At 56.3% G+C, this 19,269-nt stretch carries 17 protein-coding genes; 11 read left to right on the forward strand and 6 right to left on the reverse strand.

Going from position 1 to position 19,269, the window contains the following annotated elements; all coding sequences use genetic code 11:
* Window positions 1–86: 86 nt before the first annotated feature.
* From HMPREF3178_RS21010 to tesA, 3 genes are all read right to left on the reverse strand, one after another.
* Complete coding sequence (locus tag HMPREF3178_RS21010) at window positions 87–941, reverse strand: co-chaperone YbbN (RefSeq protein WP_004099714.1); 855 nt, start codon at window positions 939–941, stop codon at window positions 87–89.
* Between the two features lie 61 nt (window positions 942–1,002).
* Window positions 1,003–1,812 carry an SDR family oxidoreductase gene (locus tag HMPREF3178_RS21015; RefSeq protein ID WP_016808714.1) on the reverse strand — a complete coding sequence of 270 codons (810 nt, stop codon included), beginning with the start codon at window positions 1,810–1,812 and terminating at the stop codon, window positions 1,003–1,005.
* Window positions 1,802–2,425 (reverse strand): multifunctional acyl-CoA thioesterase I/protease I/lysophospholipase L1, encoded by a 624-nt coding sequence (tesA, locus tag HMPREF3178_RS21020; RefSeq protein ID WP_032692296.1) that lies wholly within the window; start codon window positions 2,423–2,425, stop codon window positions 1,802–1,804. The genes HMPREF3178_RS21015 and tesA overlap by 11 nt, the downstream gene beginning before the upstream one ends.
* Between tesA and ybbA the strand changes: the two genes are divergently transcribed.
* Window positions 2,396–3,082 (forward strand): putative ABC transporter ATP-binding protein YbbA, encoded by a 687-nt coding sequence (ybbA, locus tag HMPREF3178_RS21025; protein WP_004099723.1) that lies wholly within the window; start codon window positions 2,396–2,398, stop codon window positions 3,080–3,082. The two genes, tesA and ybbA, sit on opposite strands and share 30 nt — an antisense overlap.
* On the forward strand, window positions 3,079–5,496 hold the full coding sequence (gene ybbP, locus HMPREF3178_RS21030; RefSeq protein ID WP_004099725.1) for a putative ABC transporter permease subunit YbbP: 2,418 nt from the start codon (window positions 3,079–3,081) through the stop codon (window positions 5,494–5,496). The genes ybbA and ybbP overlap by 4 nt, the downstream gene beginning before the upstream one ends.
* 167 nt (window positions 5,497–5,663) lie before the next feature.
* Here ybbP and HMPREF3178_RS21035 read toward each other — a convergent pair whose 3' ends face one another.
* Window positions 5,664–5,969 carry a monooxygenase gene (locus HMPREF3178_RS21035; protein ID WP_004099728.1) on the reverse strand — a complete coding sequence of 102 codons (306 nt, stop codon included), beginning with the start codon at window positions 5,967–5,969 and terminating at the stop codon, window positions 5,664–5,666.
* Between the two features lie 209 nt (window positions 5,970–6,178).
* Between HMPREF3178_RS21035 and HMPREF3178_RS21040 the strand changes: the two genes are divergently transcribed.
* Window positions 6,179–7,324, forward strand: coding sequence for a porin (locus HMPREF3178_RS21040; protein ID WP_017146475.1), 1,146 nt, complete (start codon window positions 6,179–6,181; stop codon window positions 7,322–7,324).
* A gap of 117 nt (window positions 7,325–7,441) precedes the next feature.
* On the opposite strand, the gene mnmH is transcribed toward HMPREF3178_RS21040, so the two are convergent.
* Both mnmH and allS read right to left on the reverse strand, forming a co-directional pair.
* Complete coding sequence (mnmH, locus tag HMPREF3178_RS21045) at window positions 7,442–8,521, reverse strand: tRNA 2-selenouridine(34) synthase MnmH (RefSeq protein ID WP_004099733.1); 1,080 nt, start codon at window positions 8,519–8,521, stop codon at window positions 7,442–7,444.
* Window positions 8,522–8,608: 87 nt separating this feature from the next.
* Window positions 8,609–9,532, reverse strand: a complete 924-nt coding sequence (gene allS / locus HMPREF3178_RS21050) for an HTH-type transcriptional activator AllS (protein WP_004111061.1) — start codon at window positions 9,530–9,532, stop codon at window positions 8,609–8,611.
* Window positions 9,533–9,743: 211 nt separating this feature from the next.
* On the opposite strand from allS, the gene allA reads away from it, so the two are divergent.
* The 8 genes from allA to allB all read left to right on the forward strand — a co-directional run bounded on the left by allA (window position 9,744) and on the right by allB (window position 19,131).
* Window positions 9,744–10,226: an ureidoglycolate lyase gene (gene allA / locus HMPREF3178_RS21055; protein ID WP_017146474.1), complete on the forward strand. Its 483-nt coding sequence runs from the start codon at window positions 9,744–9,746 to the stop codon at window positions 10,224–10,226.
* Window positions 10,227–10,317: 91 nt separating this feature from the next.
* Window positions 10,318–11,136 (forward strand): HTH-type transcriptional repressor AllR, encoded by an 819-nt coding sequence (gene allR, locus HMPREF3178_RS21060; RefSeq protein ID WP_004099742.1) that lies wholly within the window; start codon window positions 10,318–10,320, stop codon window positions 11,134–11,136.
* Between the two features lie 88 nt (window positions 11,137–11,224).
* A complete protein-coding gene (gene gcl / locus HMPREF3178_RS21065) occupies window positions 11,225–13,006 on the forward strand; it encodes a glyoxylate carboligase (RefSeq protein WP_017146473.1) in 1,782 nt (593 codons plus the stop codon).
* 13 nt (window positions 13,007–13,019) lie between these two features.
* Window positions 13,020–13,796: a hydroxypyruvate isomerase gene (gene hyi, locus HMPREF3178_RS21070; protein ID WP_004099744.1), complete on the forward strand. Its 777-nt coding sequence runs from the start codon at window positions 13,020–13,022 to the stop codon at window positions 13,794–13,796.
* Between the two features lie 119 nt (window positions 13,797–13,915).
* Complete coding sequence (gene glxR, locus HMPREF3178_RS21075; RefSeq protein WP_004099746.1) at window positions 13,916–14,794, forward strand: 2-hydroxy-3-oxopropionate reductase; 879 nt, start codon at window positions 13,916–13,918, stop codon at window positions 14,792–14,794.
* A gap of 53 nt (window positions 14,795–14,847) precedes the next feature.
* Window positions 14,848–16,104, forward strand: a complete 1,257-nt coding sequence (locus tag HMPREF3178_RS21080; protein ID WP_004099748.1) for an MFS transporter — start codon at window positions 14,848–14,850, stop codon at window positions 16,102–16,104.
* Between the two features lie 79 nt (window positions 16,105–16,183).
* The gene (locus HMPREF3178_RS21085) at window positions 16,184–17,638 is read left to right on the forward strand and encodes an allantoin transporter (protein ID WP_004099750.1); all 1,455 of its coding nucleotides are present in this window, start codon (window positions 16,184–16,186) and stop codon (window positions 17,636–17,638) included.
* Window positions 17,639–17,769: 131 nt separating this feature from the next.
* The gene (gene allB / locus HMPREF3178_RS21090) at window positions 17,770–19,131 is read left to right on the forward strand and encodes an allantoinase AllB (RefSeq protein ID WP_004099754.1); all 1,362 of its coding nucleotides are present in this window, start codon (window positions 17,770–17,772) and stop codon (window positions 19,129–19,131) included.
* Window positions 19,132–19,269 lie beyond the last annotated feature (138 nt).

The raw sequence follows: 19,269 nt of genomic DNA on the forward strand, positions 1-19,269 counted from the left end.
GATGCGGCGCTGAACGCGCCTGTCCGGGCCACGAGAACAGCCATCCTGTAGCCCGGCTACGCGCAGCGCGAGCCGGGTGATTATCATTAATAAAGCAGAGAATAGAGCTGGCGTCGGTACTTCGCGGCCAGCGCGTCGCCGGTGCCGAGTGCGGAAAGGATCTCTTGCAGCAGTTTGCGAACCTCGCCGTTTCCGGCGCCTAAATCTTTTTGCAGATGGCTGAACAGCAGCGCCAGGGCTTCTTCGTTACGCCCCACCTGATGCAGCTGTAATGCCAGCTGGGAGGCCAGCGCCGCATCTTCCGGGTTCTGCTCAACCTGCTGCTGCAGCTGCTGAATTTCCGGCGTGTCGGCGGCTTTTTTCAGCAGCTCGATCTGCGCCACCAGCCCCTGATAGCGGGTATCCTGATCCTGCAGCGGCACGGTTTTCAGTACCGTTTCCGCTTCATCGGAACGATGGAGGGCAATCAGCGTTTCCGCCAGCAGCAGGCCGATCTGGCTCTCCTGATTCGACATCTGCCAGGCGTCTTTCAGCAGCGGCAGCGCTTCGGCGTAGTTCTCTTCCTCCATCAGCGCCAGCGCCTGCTGCGCTTTGAGCTCCTCTTCACGTGGCAGGAACTTATCCAGCAGCGCGCGAACCGCTTCTTCCGGCTGCGGGCCTTCGAAGCCGTCGACCGGCTGACCGTTCTGGAACAGGTAAACCGTAGGGATAGCGCGCAGGCCAAACTGCGAAGCCAGCATTTGTTCGGCATCGCAGTCAACTTTAGCGAGGGTAAACAGGCCGTTGTACTGGGTGGCGAGGCTCTCCAGTACCGGCGTCAGCTGCTCGCAATGCTGGCTGCGCGCGGACCAGAAATAAAACAGCACCGGCGTTGTCGCGGATTGCTGCAGCGTCTGGTGTAGATTAGCTTCGGTAATATTGACGATATTCTGTGCGGACATGAGCAAGTCTCTTTAATCGATATTTGTATAGATATATGGGGACGGCGGCAGGTGCTTCAACTCAGCCCTGGATAATTTTGTCCATCGCGCGGGTCGGCAGCAGCCGCTTAAGCAAGGCGACCGCGTGCGTCACCAGGGTTACCGGATAGCGTAGTTTCGGTTTATCGCTGACAAAAGCGTGACGCACTTTTTCCACCACCGCTTCCGGTCCGAGCGTGAAGCGGGCGGCGATACCGGGATTTTCCACCGGCTTATCGGCCTGAGTCTGGTTGACATTGTTGGTGAAGCGGGTGCGGATGGGGCCCGGCTCAATCAGGCTGACCTTAATGCCGCTGTGGCGCAGCTCCATACGCAGCGCATCGGACCAGGCTTCCAGCGCATATTTGCTGGCGGCATAGGCGCCGCGGCCCGGGCTGGAGATAATCCCCATAACCGATGAGGTCATCACGATACGCCCTTCTCCGTGCGGCTCCATGGCCGGAAGCAGTAGCATCGTTAGCTGATGAGCGCCAAAAAAGTTGGCGGAAAACTGCTGCTCCATCTGCCGGCGGCTGACGGTCGGCAGCGGGCCGTAGACGCCGTAGCCCGCGTTGTTAAACAGGCCGTACAGACGGTTGTCGGTCAGGGCAATCACCTCGGCGGCGGCACGTTCAACGCTCTGCGGATCGTCAAGATCCAGCAACACACCGGTCAGCCCCAGCGCCTGCATCCGTGCGACATCTTCCGCTTTGCGGCAGGCGGCCAGCACGTTAAAGCCCTGGCGCTTTAAATCCAGGGCGCTTTCAAGACCAATTCCGCTGGAACATCCTGTAACTAAAACCGATTTTTGCATAACTTTACCTGCAAATGACTCGCTGTTATCAGGAGTCATGATTAACTAAGGGAGCCAGGCGCGTCGCCATCCAGTCGGCAATAAACGGCTGAGCGTCGCGATTCGGGTGAATTCCATCATCCTGCATCCACTGCGGTTTCAGATAAACCTCTTCCATAAAAAAGGGCAGCAGAGGAATATCAAACTCTTTGGCCAGTGCCGGATAAATAGCGCTAAAGGCTTCATTATAACGGCGGCCATAGTTGGCGGGCAGGCGAATTTGCATCAGTAGCGGCTGGGCGTCCGCCGCTTTGATATGCTCAATAATGGTACGCAGCGTCTGTTCCGTCTGCTGAGGCGGGAAACCGCGCAGCCCGTCATTACCGCCGAGCTCAACCAGCACCCAGCGCGGCTGATGCTGCTTAAGCAGGGCCGGCAGCCTTGCCAGCCCCTGCTGCGAGGTATCGCCGCTGATACTGGCGTTAACTACCGGCGTTTTTGTCTGCCACTTATCGTTTAGCAGCGCAGGCCAGGCGGTATTGCCTGCCATACGATAACCGGCGCTCAGACTGTCGCCGAGAACCAACAGCGTGTCGGCCGCCATGGCGCGGCAGGTAAACAGGACCAGAAACAGGAAAGGCAAATGCCAGCGGAAAACATACTTGAAGTTCATCATCTTAAGAAATCCGTCGGTCAGGGTGAGCATCAGCTTTCCATCCTTACCGGAGTTGAGCTGGTTGTCAAACAGGGGCAGACCATCGCCCTGATTGGCGAGTCGGGGTCCGGTAAATCGACGCTGCTGGCGATCCTCGCCGGGCTGGACGATGGCAGCAGCGGGGAGGTTTCGCTGCTCGGACAACCGCTGCACCAGATGGACGAAGAGGCGCGGGCGAAGCTGCGCGCTAAGCACGTCGGCTTTGTGTTTCAATCTTTTATGCTGATACCCACCCTCAATGCGCTGGAAAATGTCGAGCTTCCGGCGCTGCTGCGCGGCGAAAGCGATAGCCAGAGCCGCGGCAGCGCCCGGGCACTGCTGGAGCAACTGGGGCTGGGTAAGCGCCTGCATCATCTGCCGGTACAGCTTTCCGGCGGCGAGCAGCAGCGGGTCGCGCTGGCGCGCGCGTTCAACGGCCGCCCGGAGCTGCTGTTTGCCGATGAACCCACCGGCAATCTCGACCGTCACACCGGGGATAAAATCGCTGACCTGCTGTTTTCGCTGAACCGCGAGCACGGCACCACGCTGATCCTCGTCACCCACGATCCGCTGCTGGCGGCGCGCTGCGACCGACGGCTGCGGCTGGTTGATGGCCAGCTGCGGGAGGAAGCATGATTGCCCGCTGGTTCTGGCGCGAATGGCGCTCGCCGTCGCTGCTGATCGTCTGGCTGGCGCTGAGCCTGGCGGTGGCCTGCGTGCTGGCGCTGGGCTCGATAAGCGACCGCATGGAGAAAGGACTTAGCCAGCAAAGCCGGGAATTTATGGCCGGCGACCGCACGCTGCGCAGTTCGCGCGACGTCCCTGGCGCATGGATTGATGAAGCGCGCCGCCTTGGTTTAACCGTCGGCGAGCAGCTGAGCTTTGCCACCATGACGTTTTCCGGCGATACGCCGCAGCTGGCGGATGTCAAAGCGGTTGACGACACCTATCCGCTATATGGCCAGCTGCAAACTCAGCCGCCCGGACTGAAGCCGCACGCCGGCACCGTGCTGCTGGCGCCGCGATTAATGGCGCTGCTGAATCTGAAAACCGGCGACACCATCGACGTGGGCGACGCCACGCTGCGCATTGCCGGCGAGGTAATACAGGAGCCGGATGCCGGTTTTAATCCTTTCCAGATGGCGCCGCGGCTGATGATGAACACCGCCGATGTGGCGAAAACCGGCGCGGTGCAGCCCGGGAGCCGCGTCTCCTGGCGCTATAAGTATGCCGGAACCCCGCAGCAGCTGGCGGACTACGAAAAGTGGCTGCTGCCGAAGCTGGGGCCTGAGCACCGCTGGATTGGCATAGAGCAGGACGACAGCGCGCTGGGTAAATCGCTGCAACGTTCGCAGCAGTTTTTGCTGCTGTCGGCGCTGTTAACGCTGCTGTTAGCGGTCGCCGCGGTGGCGGTGGCGATGAGCCATTACTGCCGCAGTCGTTACGATCTGGTGGCGATCCTCAAAACCCTCGGCGCCGGACGGGAGCAGCTGCGCAAACTGATTGTCGGCCAGTGGTTGATGCTGCTGGCGCTGGCGGTGGTCGCCGGCGGGGCGATGGGCGTCGGGCTGGAGCATATTCTGCTGGCGATGCTTAAGCCGGTGCTCCCGGCGGCGCTGCCGGCGGCGAGCGGCTGGCCGTGGCTGTGGGCGATCGGCGCGATGGTGGTGATTTCCCTGCTGGTCGGGCTGCGTCCTTATAGACTGCTGCTGGCGACGCTGCCGCTGCGGGTGCTGCGCCAGGACGTCGTCGCCAACGTCTGGCCGCTGAAGCTCTACATCCCGATCGTGTGCGCGGTGGTGGTGACGCTGCTGGCGCTGCTGATGGGCGGCAGCCCCCTGCTGTGGGCGGTTCTGGCGGGTGCCGTAGTGCTGGCGCTGCTGTGCGGCCTGGCGGGATGGGGCGTCCTGTGGTTACTGAAGCGTTTGACGTTAAAAGCGCTGCCGCTGCGCCTGGCGGTGAACCGTCTGCTGCGCCAGCCGTGGTCGACCCTGAGCCAGCTGGCGGCCTTTTCGCTGTCGTTTATGCTGCTGGCTCTGCTGCTGGTGCTGCGCGGCGATCTGCTTGACCGCTGGCAGCAGCAGCTGCCTCCAGAAAGTCCTAACTATTTCCTGATTAACATCGCACCGGAGCAGGTGGTGCCGGTAAAAACCTTCCTCGCCGAGCATCAGACCCGCGCCACCGAGTTCTATCCCATCGTGCGCGCCCGCCTGACGCAAATTAACGGCCAGGCAACGGAGGGCAATAAAGATGAAGCCCTGAACCGGGAGCTTAACCTCACCTGGAGCCGCGAGCGTCCGGATCATAATCCGCTGGTTGCCGGTAGCTGGCCGCCAAAAGCGGGTGAGGTGTCGATTGAAGAGGGGCTGGCGCAGCGTCTGGGCGTCAAGCTCGGCGATAGCGTGACCTTTACCGGGGATACTCAGGACTTTAGCGCGAAGGTGTCCAGCGTGCGTAAAGTCGACTGGGAAAGTCTGCGGCCGAACTTCTTCTTTATCTTCCCGCAGGGGGCGCTCGACGGCCAGCCGCAAAGCTGGCTGACCAGCTTCCGCTGGGATAATGGCAACGGGATGCTCACGCAGCTCAACCGCGAATTCCCCACCGTCAGCCTGCTGGATATCGGCGCGATTTTGCAGCAGATTGGCCAGGTGCTGACCCAGGTGAGCCGCGCGCTTGAGGTGATGGTGATTCTGGTCACCGCCTGCGGCGTTTTACTGCTGCTGGCGCAGGTGCAGGTCGGGATGCGTCAGCGTTACCAGGAGCTGGTGGTCTGGCGCACGCTGGGTGCCGGTAAGTCTCTGCTGCGCACCACGCTGTGGGCGGAGTTCGCGCTGCTGGGCGTGGTATCCGGCGTCGTGGCGGCGATTGGTGCAGAGGTTGCGCTGGCGCTGCTGCAAAGCAAAATCTTTGACTTCCCGTGGTCTCCGGACTGGCGCCTGTGGGTGATGCTGCCGCTGTGCGGGGCGATACTGCTGTCGCTGTGCGGCGGCTGGCTGGGGCTGCGTCTGCTGAAAGGTAAAGCGCTGTTCCGCCAGTTTAGCCAGGGATAGAGTGAGTTATATAGCCCGGGTAAGGCGTCAGCCGCAACCCGGGGTTTTCACCCGGCTCGCGCTGCGCTTAGCCGGGCTACCGTTTCTCAGCCGTCTGCGGGAAAGTCGCCCGGGTAAGGCGATAGCCGCAACCCGGGAGGGCTTCGGGCCACGGATGCGAGTTGCTATTACAAATGGCCGTGGTTCAGCGCGGTGAGCGGCTCATTAACGTCGAAAACTTTACAGATAACCTCGTTTACGCCAAGCGATTTGAGGCGCGCGGTGTGCTTGTTGAGGTAAGCGAGCGCAGTTTCTTCATTCTCAAAAAGGTAGATCCCGCCCGCTTCCTGATTTTTTTCGTTTTCTGTCCAGACCTTCCAGATAAACCCTGGTTCCTGATTGATGGACTCGGCCAGCTCCACGAGCTGACGGGACATCTCGCTGCCGAAGGGACCGTTAAAAGCAAAGTGCAGCTGCAGTAGTTTTTTCGACATATTTCCTCCATGGATGATGTTTGCGCGGTAATAGACCATTTTAATGACATGGCGATGAAAAGATAACCACAGATTCTTTAAGGGCACAAAATGATAAGTTGCTGATTTTTAACCGCACAAAACATTAAAAACTCAGCAACACGCCATACTCAATCGCAGTTAATATTCAGCTGGAAAATATAAGGTTGCTTATTAATCAAGGAAAAAGTATGGCACATAAAATAAAAGCGCTGGCGATAACGATCGGCGCAGCCCTGGCGTTAACCTCTTTTGCATCCCAGGCGGAAATTACGCTTTTAAAACAAGATCCGCAGGCGGGCGATCCGTTAAGCCGGCTTAATTTTACCGTCGGCGGGAGTATCCGTCCCCAGTTCAACATGATGTCCGGCGATGGCGACAAAGGCTCATATAAACGTAACGGTTTCGATGGCGGAACCCGTTTCCGCTTCGCGGCCGACTACTATCTGTTTGATGATATTAGCTGGATCAGCTATTACGAGCTGGGCGTCAATATTCCGGCACTTTTCGACTGGGATAACCACTATGCCGAAGGCGCGAATAACACCAGCCGCCGTATGCTCTATACCGGCCTGAAAAGCGATATCTGGGGGACGTTAACCTACGGTCAGCAGAACAGCGTTTATTACGACGTGGTCGGGGTAAAAACCGATATCTGGGATTATGACATGATTGGCCAGGCGCCGGGTAACGGCATTAACGGCGACTACGATGGCTCCTATCGCTCACGTAATATGCTGAAATATAAGAAAACCGTTGGCGATGTCGATCTCTATGCCTCTTATCTGTTTGAGGACAGCGAATATCTGCCGGGTAACGGTCTGCGCTATAAACGTAAAGGCGGCGGTTCCATCGGCGCGGATTACCACATTATGAAAGATCTGACCTGGGGCGCCGCGTGGAACTATACCCGCGCCGATATGCGTAACCCGTCCAGTTCTGACAGCAAATCATACGATCAGAATATCGTCGGTACCGCGCTAAGCTGGACGCCGGATAACTGGACCTTCTCCTTGGGCGGCGGTTGGTATCAGAACTTCCTGACCACCAAAAAAACCGATGTCCATAACTACTTCGCGGGCGATGCCTGGGGGATTGAGTACTTTGCCGGTTATAAATTCCCGATTGGTCAGTATGCGGTGAAATCTATTCAGCCATACTTTATGGGCGACCGCCTGCAGTACGTGAACGGCCGCAACTATCAGCGTATCGATAACGGCGTCGGCGTGAGTTTCCAGCTGGATTATGGTTTCCGCGTTGACTATGAACACGTCTTCACGTCGAGCACCGACAACCTGGGCGATATGAACCTGGTGCGTCTGCGCTACGACTTCTAAGCGGTAACCATTCCCCGGTGACGCTGCGCTTACCGGGGCTACAGGTTCACCGCCGTCTGCGGACCCGTAGCCCGGCTAAGGCGTTTACGCCGCAAGCCGGGACAAGAGAGGATGTGATTACTCCGCCAGCCAGGCGGCAACTTCCTGCCAGCTGCCGCGGAAAATAATTTTCTCCGCTTTTTTGCCGAGCTGGTAGCGGTACATCGGATCGTAATACTCATTCAGCAGGGGAACCAGCCAGCTGAAATGCGCTTCGGTGTCGGTGGTTTGCTGCTGTTCAAGCAGCGCTTCATCAAGCCTGGCGGTGAGCTGGGCAAAACGCTGTAGCCCGAGGCGGCGGCGGATTGCGAACAGGCCATGATGCAGATATTCGCTATACGCCTGCCAGCCTTGTTCTTCGCCGTAGGCCGCCAGGAAATCGCGATGCATGCGCGCAAAATACTCTTCCCGCAGTCGTTCAAGACGGATAGCAAACGGATCTTCCACCACCGCCAGCGGCGACTGCGCCATGCGAAGACGCATACACTCCGGCAGGTGATTGGCGCCGATCATATGCCCCTCATCCTCCAGCACCCAGCGCGTCTGCTGCCCGGACTTTTTAAGCATCGCCACGGCCAGATGATTTTCAAAGGTAGCCTGCTGATACTGCTCCTGGAGGGTGCGACCGAATGAAGAGCCGCGGTGATGGGCAAGCCCTTCGAGATCGATACCGTCAGGTTGAGCGCAGACCAGCTGAGTTTTGCCATTGCCGGTACAGCCGCCGATCAGCACGATAGGGCGCTGTACCAGCTCTTCGGTAAGCTGTATGGCGGCCTGGCGCAGCGCTTTATAGCCCCCGACGATCAGAGGGTAATCCACGCCAGCTTCTTTCAGCCACTGCTGGACGATATGCGAACGCTGGCCGCCGCGAGCGCAGCACAGGTAGCCTTCTGGATAACGCGCGCAGGCCTCTTTCCAGGCGGCGAGGCGGCCGGCGCGAATCTTACCATTCACCAGCTGATGGCCAAGTGCGAGAGCGGCTTCCGGCCCTTGACGCTTATAGCAGGTACCGACGGCAGCGCGCTCGTCATCGTTCATCAGCGGCAGGTTGATCGCTGCGGGCATGGCGCTTTGCCTGAATTCAACCGGGGCACGTACGTCAATCAGCGGCGTATCGCTGGCAAGAATCTGCCGAATATTTTGTGGGACTAATTCCATCATTTAAACCGTTAAGCCATTCAGACGCGTCGCTCGACGCGATAATCCTCCTATTGTACGCGGTGAGCGGCAGGCTGGATTGATTTTTCACGGTGTATCGCTGAATAGCGTCAGGAATCCCTGGATTTCCGGGGCGGAGTGACCGAATAGCGAGGTGATATCCTGCACCGCTTTACCATGATGATCTTTACGCCAGGCGAGGCTCAGAGGAGAGGGGGGACGCATGGTCGGTATCTGCCGGGAAACCAGCTCGCCGCGCGCGATAAGCGGCTGGCACAGCGGCTCGGGTAAAAAGCCGATGCCGACGCCGGCGATATGGGCGGCGACTTTGGTTTCGATATCGGGAACCACGATCTCTTTTTGTCCCGGCAGGCGCCAGGCAACACGTTTGGTCAATCTCCGCGCGCTGTCTTCAATGTTGACCGCAGGATAGCGGCGTAGCTGGGCCTCCGACAGGGGGTCGGTTTGCTGGCTTAGCGGATGATTCGGCGACATCACGAACAGCCAGGTGACTTCACCCAGCGGGGCGACGGCAATATTCTCCGCTAACGGTTCGGTGCCGGTGACGCCGATGGCCAGCGAAAAGTCATCGTGCAGGAGCGTATCCCAGACGCCCATGTAAATTTGTCGTGAAAAATGAAATTGCGTAAAAGGGTAACGCTGGGTGAGCCAGGCCAGCAGCCGCGCAATGGCCTGAGGGTCATACATCAGGTTATTCACCACAATATTCACCTGGCGCTCCACGCCGTCGTTAATCTGCTGCAGCTCGCCGGGCATACTGTCAATCCAGCCCAGCCACTCTCTGGCCTGCGCCAGGAGATGCATTCCGGCAGGAGTCAGCAGGACGCTGCGCGTAGTGCGCGAAAAGAGCGCGACGCCGGTGTTGTCTTCCAGCAGTTTGATGCGATAGCTAATCGTGGCGGTCGTTTTATAGAGTTTTTCCGCTGCTCTGGAGAAGCTGCCGGTCTCCGCGACGCTGACAAAGGTACGTAGTGTTTCGGGGTCTAGCATCGCCTTATTCCTCGTAATTTAATAATTCGCCCATGATTTTTAAGTATTTTTTCATAATAACCCTCTCAATTATGTGGCTTAAATCAGGTTTTGGAAAATTATTCCAACTTATAGTTGATACCACTTTGAGATGGCCATGAATTGACCGGTACATCGATCACCCTCAAGGTATGAGGAGGGCGACGGTTTTTAATGACTAAGGAATATTGCAATGAAGCTAGAGGTATTGCCGCTGACGCGCGAAGCATTCCGTCCCTATGGGGACGTTATCGAAACGGAAGGGCAGGATTTTTTTCATATTAATGATGGCAAAGTGCAGCGTTTTCACGATCTGGCCATGGTGGAGACCCTGCAGCAGGATCGCACGCTAATCAGCATTAATCGGGCCCAGCCGGCGGTATTGCCGATTGTCGTCACCGAGCTGGAACGTCATCCGCTGGGCACCCAGGCGTTCGTGCCGATGAACGGCGAAGCCTTTGTGGTGGTGGTTGCGTCAGGAGGCGATGAGCCGGACATGACCACGCTGCGCGCGTTTATCTCCAATGGCCGCCAGGGGGTAAATTATCATCGCAATGTCTGGCATCACCCGCTGTTTGCCTGGCAGAGCGAAACCGATTTTTTAACCGTCGATCGCGGTGGAAAAGATAACTGCGATGTCGTGGAGATCCCGACCGTGGAGCTGAGCTTTGCGTGAGGTTGCACGTGACGCTGTCGATTATCTTGCATAACATGTGGGCGCTTACACACTATTTATGCTCAGGTTTTGAGCCGGAGATAATCGAGGTATGACAGAAGTGAGAAGGCGGGGAAGGCCGGGCCAGCAGGAGCCTTCCGCGCAAAAAGGCGCACAGGCGCTGGAGAGAGGGATCGCGATACTGCAATACCTTGAAAAGAGCGGCGGCAGCTCGTCGGTCAGCGATATTTCCCTGAATCTGGACTTACCGTTATCGACCACTTTTCGCCTGCTTAAAGTGCTGGAGGGCGCGGATTTTGTCTATCAGGACGCGCAGCTAGGCTGGTGGCACATCGGGCTTGGCGCATTCAATGTCGGCTCGGCGTACATCCATAACCGGGATGTTTTATCCGTCGGCGGACCTTTTATGCGGCGGCTGATGCTGATGTCAGGGGAAACGGTAAACGTGGCGATTCGTAACGGCAACGAAGCGGTGTTGATTGGCCAGCAGGAGTGCAAATCGATGGTAAGGATGTGCGCGCCGCTCGGCAGCCGGCTGCCGCTGCATGCTTCTGGGGCCGGAAAGGCGCTGCTGTACCCGCTGTCCCCGGATGAGTTGGTGGATGTGATTGTGAAGACCGGGCTGCAGCGCTTTACGCCATCGACGATCGTCGATTTACCGGTCCTGCAGCGAAACCTGGATGAGGCGCGCGACCGCGGCTACAGCATTGACCAGGAGGAGCACGTGACAGGATTAAACTGTATTGCTTCAGCGGTTTACGATGATGTCGGATCCGTAGTGGCGGCAATTTCGATTTCCGGGCCAGCGTCCCGCTTAACCCCGGACCGTTTTGTCAGCCAGGGAGAGCTGGTGAGGGAGACGGCAAGGAATATCAGCACCGCGCTGGGACTGAAGCCCCAGGCAGAGTGATCGCCGAACCGACCCGCTCGGAGGAGCGGGAATTTTTAGGCTTTGTTCAAGTTTGGAAAAATTTTCCAATATAGTGAGGTAGTAAAAAATGGCAAAAATGAGAGCCGTCGACGCGGCAATGTATGTACTCGAAAAAGAAGGGATTACCACCGCATTCGGCGTGCCTGGCGCAGCGATTAACCCCTTTTATTCCGCCATGCGTAAGCACGGCGGGATCCGCCATATTCTGGCTCGCCACGTGGAAGGCGCGTCCCATATGGCCGAAGGCTATACGCGTGCCGCAGCCGGTAATATCGGCGTATGCCTGGGGACATCGGGCCCGGCGGGAACGGATATGATCACCGCGCTCTATTCTGCCTCCGCGGACTCGATACCGATTTTGTGCATCACCGGCCAGGCGCCGCGCGCGCGTCTGCATAAAGAAGATTTCCAGGCGGTCGATATTGAATCCATTGCTAAGCCCGTGACCAAGATGGCGGTTACCGTGCGCGAAGCGGCGCTGGTACCGGGCGTGCTGCAGCAGGCTTTCCATCTGATGCGTTCCGGCAGACCGGGACCGGTATTGATCGACCTGCCTTATGATGTTCAGGTGGCGGAAATCGAATTTGACCCCGAGCTGTACGCGCCGCTCCCGGCTTATAAACCCGTGGCGACTCGTCCGCAGATCGAACGCGCGCTGGCGATGCTGCTGATGGCGGAGCGTCCGGTGATTGTCGCCGGCGGCGGGGTGATTAATGCCGATGCCGCAGCGCTGCTGCAGCAATTAGCTGAGATTACGCAAGTTCCGGTCATCCCAACGCTGATGGGCTGGGGCTGTATCCCGGATGACCACGAATTGATGGCCGGGATGGTCGGCCTACAAACCGCGCATCGCTACGGTAACGCCACGCTGCTGGCCTCCGACCTGGTATTCGGCATCGGTAACCGCTTTGCTAACCGTCATACCGGTTCCGTTGAGAAGTACACCGCAGGTCGCAAAATCATCCACATCGATATCGAACCGACGCAGATTGGCCGCGTGCTGTGCCCGGATTTAGGCATTGTGTCCGATGCGAAAGCGGCGCTGGCTCAACTGGTAGATATCGCGCAGCAGATGCAAAAAGAGGGCCGCCTGCCGCGTCGCGAGCGCTGGGTTGCCGAGTGTCAGGAGCGCAAGCGTACGCTGCTGCGTAAAACCCACTTCGATAACGTGCCGGTCAAACCGCAGCGCGTTTATGAAGAGATGAATAAAGCCTTTGGTCGCGACGTGTGCTACGTCACCACCATCGGGCTGTCGCAAATCGCCGCCGCGCAGATGCTGCACGTATTTAAAGATCGCCACTGGATCAACTGCGGCCAGGCCGGGCCGCTGGGCTGGACGCTTCCTGCCGCGCTGGGCGTTTGCACCGCCGATCCGGAGCGTAACGTGGTGGCCATCTCCGGCGACTTTGACTTCCAGTTCCTGATTGAAGAGCTGGCGGTGGGCGCGCAGTTCAATATTCCTTACATCCACGTGCTGGTAAACAACGCCTATCTGGGCCTGATTCGTCAGTCGCAGCGCGCGTTCGATATGGATTACTGCGTCCAGCTGGCGTTCGAAAACATCAACTCCAGCGAAGTGAACGGTTACGGCGTCGATCACGTCAAGGTTGCCGAGGGTCTCGGCTGTAAAGCGATTCGCGTCTTCAAGCCGGAGGATATCGCGCCCGCCCTGGCGCAGGCGAAAGTCTGGATGAAAGAGTATCGCGTACCGGTTGTTGTGGAAGTGATCCTTGAGCGGGTCACCAATATCTCCATGGGTAGCGAGCTGGATAACGTGATGGAGTTTGAAGATGTTGCCGATAGCGCCATCGATGCGCCAACCGAAACCTGCTTTATGAAATATGAATAAATGAGGTGAACCTATGTTGCGCTTTTCAGCCAACCTTTCGATGTTATTTCTGGAATATGATTTTCTGGATCGTTTTGAGAAAGCGGCGGCCTGCGGTTTTCGCGCCGTTGAGTTTATGTTCCCGTATGATTATGCGCCCGAGGTATTAAAGCAAAAGCTGAGCGACAACCGGCTGGAGCATACCTTACATAACTTACCCGCCGGCGACTGGGCGGCGGGAGAGCGCGGCATAGCCTGTATTCCCGGTCGCGAAGCGGAGTTCCGCGAAGGCGTGGATGCCGCAATCCGCTATGCCAAAGCGCTGGGCAATCGCAAAATCAACTGCCTGGTGGGTAAAACCCCGCCTGGCTACCGCGAGGATCATATTCGTTCCACGCTGGTGGCGAATTTACGTTTTGCCGCTGCCGCGCTGGCGCAGGAAGGTATTCTGCTGCTGATCGAACCGATTAATTACTTCGATATGCCGGGCTTTTATCTGAATACCACTCATCAGGCGCTGGCGCTTATTGATGAGGTCGGCAGCGATAATCTGAAAATTCAGTACGATATTTATCATATGCAGCGGATGGAGGGGGAGTTAACCCATACGATGCAAACTTATGCTAACCGTATTGGTCATTTACAGATTGCTGATAATCCGAATCGCGGTGAGCCGGGGACCGGTGAAATTAATTACGATTATCTTTTTAAATTTATTGATAGATCAAGCTATGACGGCTGGGTGGGCTGCGAATATAAACCGCTGACCACCACCGAAGCGGGTTTGACATGGTTTAATCACTACCGCTAATTTTTAATTTATCTTTGGGCAGTATTTATTATTCCAGACGCAGGGGTTTTATTTCCTGACAACAGGAAGGGATAACTATTGCCCGGGTAAATCGAAACAGAAATTCTGAGAGGAAACTTATGAAACTGGGATTTATTGGTCTGGGTATTATGGGCACCCCGATGGCGCTCCGACTTGCCAGGGCAGGCCACGTTCTGCACGTTACTACCATCGGCCCGGTTGCTGACGACCTGCTCAAGCAAGGCGCGCAGCATCTGGCTACCGCCGAGCAGGTTGCGGCGCAGTCGGAGATTATTTTCATCATGGTTCCGGATACCCCACAGGTTGCCGACGTTCTGTTTGGCGAGCGCGGCTGCGCCAAAGCGGCGCTGAAGGGGAAAACCATTGTGGATATGAGCTCTATCTCGCCGATTGAAACCAAGCGGTTTGCGCAGCAGGTGCGCGACCTGGGCGCGGATTATCTGGATGCTCCGGTATCCGGCGGCGAAATCGGCGCGCGTGAAGGCACGCTCTCAATTATGGTCGGCGGCGATGAAAACGTCTTTGCCCGCGTGAAACCGCTGTTTGATATTCTGGGTAAAAACATCACCCTCGTAGGCGGTAATGGCGACGGTCAGACCTGCAAAGTCGCCAATCAGATTATCGTCGCGCTGAATATTGAAGCAGTGTCCGAGGCGCTGGTTTTCGCGTCTAAAGCCGGAGCCGATCCCGCTCGCGTGCGTCAGGCGCTGATGGGCGGCTTTGCCTCCTCGCGTATTCTGGAAGTGCATGGCGAAAGAATGTTGAACCGGACGTTTAATCCCGGCTTTAAAATTTCCCTGCACCAGAAGGATCTTAATCTGGCATTGCAGAGCGCGAAAGCACTGGCGCTTAATTTACCGAATACGGCAACCTGTCAGGAGTTATTTAACACTTGTGCCGCCAACGGTGGTAGTGAATTAGACCACTCGTCTTTAGTTCAGGCGCTGGAATTAATGGCAAATCATAAAATATCGTAATAAGAAAATGCTGCCGGTTCCGGCAGCGTTTTTTAAACCTCACGGGTGAATTTATGGATACTATCAATAAAACGGGTATCGACTATTGGAAGAAAATAGTCGTGGTCATGAGTCTGGGCTGGGTGGCAATATGGATTTATCGTACCGTATTAACACCTATTTATCCGGAAATTCAGGCGTCCTTAGGTAACGTCAGTAATGCTGAAATCGGCGCGATTGCCAGCTTCTATTTTCTGGCCTATTGCGGAATGCAGATCCCCTGCGGCATTCTGGTCGATAAGCTGGGACAAAAAATTATGCTGATGTGCGGTTTCTCGCTGTTTATTATTGGTACGTTGAGTATTGCTAATGCGGGAAACCTGACGCTGATTTATATCGGCTCGCTGCTGGCCGGCGCTGGTTGCGCGTCGTTTTTTAGCTCCGCCTATTCGCTCTCCTCGGCCAATGTGCCGCAGGAACGCCGGGCGCTGGCGAACGCCATCATCAACAGCGGCTCCGCCATCGGCATGGGGATTGGCCTGATTGGCTCAAGCATTCTGGTCAAAAGCATGCATATGGCGTGGCAAAATGTCTTGTTTATCGTCGCCGCGATCCTGGTGGTGATGCTCTGCGTGTTTACCCTGGTGATTCGCCGCAAGCTAAAAGAGCCCGCCGTAGCGGAGAATAAGCCTGGCGCAGCGACTGCCGCTCCGGTCGCTGAAGAGAAATCGGCGCCGCTGTTTTCGCCGCTGCTGTGCAGCGTCTACTTTCTCTATTTCTGCACCTGCTACGGCTACTACCTGATCGTCACCTGGCTGCCTTCTTATCTTCAGACCGAACGCGGCTTTGACGGCGGCGCCATTGGTTTTGCTTCCGCGCTGGTGGCGGTGGTCGGGGTGCCGGGCGCGCTGTTCTTCAGCCATCTCTCGGATAAGTTCCGCGACAGTAAAGTCAAAGTGATTCTCGGGCTGGAGATTGTCGCTGCGGCCATGCTGATGTTTACCGTTCTCTCGCCGAATACCACCATGCTGATGATTAGCCTGGTGCTGTACGGACTACTGGGCAAAATGGCCGTTGACCCGATTCTTATCTCGTTCGTTTCCGAACAGGCGTCAGCGAAAACATTAGGCCGCGCCTTTAGCTTGTTTAATTTCTTTGGCATGAGTTCGGCGGTGGTCGCACCGACGCTCACCGGTTTTATTTCCGACCTGACCGGTTCAAAAGAAATTAGTTTTGTGATGTCTGCCGGGTTGGTTATTACCGGAACGATACTGTTTGCGCTAATTACCTTGCGTAAGAACAAAATACAGTCAAAGACAATCCCAGTATAATAAAAAATAAATAATTAAAATTTGTTGTTCCACATAGCTAAACCTACAAACGTAATCCGATGCGTATTAAGAGGGAATTATGGAACAAACTCAAGACCTGTACAAAGCCAGGGGTTACAGCGACGATCTACTGCCCAAAGTAGCCTCGCAGCGTAACTGGAAAACATTTAACTATTTTACCTTATGGATGGGCTCCGTACACAACGTGCCTAATTATGTAATGGTTGGTGGTTTTTTTATTCTCGGGCTATCAACGTTTAGTATAATGATGGCGATAATATTGAGTGCTTTTATTATTGCCCTGGTTATGGTGTTTAATGGTGCTGCCGGAAGTAAATACGGCGTCCCCTTCGCAATGATATTAAGAGCTTCTTATGGTGTGCGTGGGGCATTATTACCCGGCCTGCTCAGAGGCGGCATTGCGGCAATTATGTGGTTTGGTTTGCAATGCTATGCCGGCTCGCTGGCATTCCTGATCTTATTAGGCAAACTGTGGCCCGAGTTTCTGACGCTCGGCGGTGATTTTAAGCTGCTGGGACTGTCGTTGCCGGGGATGATCGCCTTTCTGGTTTTCTGGCTGATTAATGTGGCGATTGGTTTCGGCGGCGGAAAAGTTCTCAATAAATTTACCGCAATCCTCAATCCCTGCATCTATATTGTCTTCGGCGGCATGGCTATCTGGGCTATCTCGCTGGTCGGGATCGGTCCGATCCTTGACTATCTGCCGACCGGGGTGGCGAAAGCGGAGCATACCGGCTTCCTGTTCCTGGTCGTTATCAATGCGGTCGTTGCCGTCTGGGCCGCGCCGGCGGTGAGCGCCTCGGACTTTACCCAGAACGCGCGTTCGTTTCGCGAGCAGGCCGTTGGGCAAACCCTTGGCTTAGTGGTGGCCTATATTCTGTTCGCGGTGGCCGGAGTGTGCATTATCGCCGGTGCCAGTATCCATTACGGTATGGATACCTGGAACGTACTGGATATTGTGCAGAAATGGGACAGCCTGTTTGCCTCGTTCTTTGCGGTGCTGGTGATATTAATGACCACGATCTCCACCAACGCCACCGGTAATATTATTCCTGCGGGCTATCAAATTGCGGCGATTGCTCCCACGAAACTGACCTATAAAAACGGCGTGCTGATTGCCAGTATTATTAGCCTGCTGATCTGCCCCTGGAAATTAATGGAAAATCAGGACAGTATTTATCTTTTTCTCGATATTATCGGCGGCATGCTGGGTCCGGTTATTGGCGTAATGATGGCGCACTATTTTATCGTCATGCGTGGGCAAATTAATCTTGATGAACTTTACACCGCACCTGGAGATTATAAATATTTCGATAATGGATTTAACGTTACCGCATTCCTGGTAACGATTGTGGCGGTTATTTTATCGCTCGGCGGAAAATTTATCCCGCTGCTCGAACCGTTCTCCCGCGTGTCGTGGTTTGTTGGTGTTATTGTCGCTTTTGCCGCCTACGCCTTGCTGAAAAAACGGGCCCAGCCGAATAACCTGGCGCGCCCCAATGCTGTGAATTGATTTTATTACAACCAGGAAAGTTTATTTCATGGATGAAGCTTCAAGAGCCAAAGCCATTGGTATTGCGGTGTACGTGGCTGCAAACAGAAGTATGGCGGCTTAATCGTCTGTACACATACAAGGAGTTTTATATGTCTTTTGATTTAATCATTAAAAACGGCACCGTCATTCTGGAAAACGAATCCCGGGTGGTCGATATCGCGGTTGCTGACGGCAAAATTGCCGCTATCGGTGAAAACCTGGGGGACGCGAAGCAGATCATGGATGCCACGGGGCTGATCGTTTCGCCGGGGATGGTCGATGCGCATACGCACATCTCTGAGCCGGGTCGTACCCACTGGGAAGGATACGAAACGGGTACCCGCGCGGCGGCAAAAGGGGGCATCACTACGATGATCGAAATGCCGCTGAACCAGCTGCCGGCCACCGTCGATCGAGAGACCATTGAGCTGAAATTCGACGCCGCGAAAGGCAAGTTGACCATCGATGCCGCGCAGCTTGGCGGCCTGGTCTCCTATAACCTTGACCGGCTGCACGAGCTGGATGAAGTGGGCGTGGTGGGGTTCAAATGCTTCGTCGCGACCTGCGGCGATCGCGGGATTGACAATGACTTCCGCGACGTTAACGACTGGCAGTTCTTCAAAGGCGTACAAAAGCTGGCCGAGATGAAGCAGACGGTACTGGTGCACTGCGAAAACGCGCTGATCTGCGATGAGCTGGGCGAAGAGGCGAAAAGAGAAGGGCGCGTGACCGCCCATGATTACGTCGCCTCCCGTCCGGTATTCACCGAAGTTGAGGCGATCCGCCGCGTTCTGTATCTGGCGAAGGTCGCCGGTTGCCGCCTGCACGTGTGCCACGTCAGCAGCCCGGAAGGGGTCGCCGAAGTGACGCGCGCCCGTCAGGAAGGTCAGGATGTCACCTGCGAATCCTGCCCGCACTACTTTGTACTGGATACCGAACAGTTTGAAAAGATTGGCACCCTGGCGAAATGCTCTCCGCCGATCCGCGACGCGGAAAATCAGAAAGGGCTGTGGGAAAAGCTATTCAACGGTGAGATCGACTGCCTGGTGTCCGACCACTCTCCGTGCCCGCCGGAAATGAAGGCGGGCAATATCATGCAGGCCTGGGGCGGGATTGCCGGTTTGCAAAACTGTATGGACGTCATGTTCGATGAAGCGGTCCAGAAGCGCGGTATGCCTTTGCCGCAGTTTGCTCGCCTGATGGCGACCAACGCCGCGGATATTTTCGGCCTGAAGCATAAGGGCCGCATCGCGCCGGGCAAAGACGCCGACCTGGTGTTTATTCAGCCGAACAGCAGCTACGTTCTGCAGGCGGAAGACCTTGAATATCGCCATAAAGTCAGCCCTTACGTAGGCCGTACGATTGGCGCGCGGATCGCCAGAACCCTCCTGCGCGGCGATGTGATCTATGACAGCGAGCAGGGCTTCCCGCACGCGCCGAAGGGGAAATTTATCCTTAAGCATCAGCAGTAACGGGGATCCGGTGAATTCCCGGCTTGCGGCGTAAACGCCTTCTCCGGGCTACGAGCCGATTTGTCGCCCGGATAAGGCGCAAGCCGCGACCCGGGGAATCACTTGCCCCATTCCATGCTCAGCGCCTGTTTAACGGCA

It is taken from the genome of Klebsiella sp. HMSC09D12 (genome assembly GCF_001808475.1).
Taxonomy (GTDB): domain Bacteria; phylum Pseudomonadota; class Gammaproteobacteria; order Enterobacterales; family Enterobacteriaceae; genus Klebsiella; species Klebsiella oxytoca.